A 1,379-nucleotide genomic window follows, 5' to 3' on the forward strand; every position below is an offset into this window, starting at 1 on the left:
CTTTGCATGAAAGCCAATTCCAAAAGGAGGGTCAGTTATTACCAAATCAATAGAACCAGCAGGAATAATTCTCATCCCTTCAATACAATCCATATTGTATACTTTGTTAAATCCAAATGATGTGTCCATATTTTTTATTCTTTTTTCAAAAATATTTTTTCTTATTTACAATACTATCCAAAACTTTGTATACATTTTTCTCTCTCTCTCTCTCTCTCTATGTGATAATCAAAACCATCCCTCATTCAAAACTATCTCTTAAAATTCCTGCTTAATGCCTGAGTAAAAAAAGTTATTAGTATCACTATAACAATATCATAAATTATTACTGAGAATATAGGTAAAACCGCATCGAAATATGTATTATAAATAGATGTAAAAGTTATATCTCTTTCAATTACTAATATTATAGGAGCTGTTAGTTTTAATAAAAAAGCCACTCCACTACGGTATAAACCCCAGTCAATACTCTGATGAATACACCATGTTTTACGAAATAAAAATATTGGAAAAATACTTAACCAACCTATTAACCAAACCACTAACCAACAAAATGGTCTTATATGATTAGTGCCGTATTCAGAAATGTATTTGTATATCCATAAAATACCTTTTTCTATACTACCTGTGGGTTGTTTTTTTCTCAATTCCATTTCCTGAAAATGAAAATCCTGTGCGTGTTGGTAAGAATGATTATCTATAAAATTACGTTTGAAATGTTGATAGGCAGATTGAAGTTTTTCATCATCTACTTCTCTTATATTTTGGTGATATAATAACCATCTTTTATTTTTTTTAGGGAAAGTGCAATTATCAAAATGGGTTTCTTGTATATAAGCACCTTCAAAACGAGCAACTGAAAAATTACATTCTACAAAAGAAAACGAAGAGAGGTCTTCTCCCCTAAAATCCCATTCGTCTTTTTCTGTTGTTTTCTTTGCATCCTCTATTTTTGTTTTTATTGTGTTTAGTACTTGTAATATATAATATATTTCTTTTAATTCTAATACTGTATCTATTGAATCTTTATTTTCCGTTGTAGGTTCTTCTGGATTTTGTTCTCTAATTTTTTTTTTTAAATAAGCATATGCTCTTTTTAGTCCTGCTGGTACTTCTAGATCTTCTAATACTGTATCTATTGAATCTTTATTTTCCGTTGTAGGTCCTTGTTGCCTTAGTTTACTAACTATTTTTTCAAACCCTTTAATTATTACATCTATTTTGTTTCCTGCCACTTTTAGTACTTTTTGTATTGCATCTTTATTTTCTGTTTCAAATTTTCTTCTTGCTGATGCACTAATTCTTTTTGTTAATTCTTTTATTGTTTTAAATTTTTCACTTAGTGTTTTTGATTCGTCACTTAGTGTTTTTGATTCGTC

General features: G+C 28.6%; 1 protein-coding gene. It reads right to left on the reverse strand.

Annotated elements, in window-relative coordinates; genetic code table 11:
- Positions 1–251: 251 nt before the first annotated feature.
- On the reverse strand, positions 252–1,379 hold a 1,128-nt coding region (locus QM536_09625), incomplete at its 5' end, for a hypothetical protein (GenBank protein MDI9357269.1).

The sequence above is a fragment of the Chitinophagaceae bacterium genome, assembly GCA_030053935.1.
Lineage (GTDB): Bacteria > Bacteroidota > Bacteroidia > Cytophagales > JASGCU01 > JASGCU01.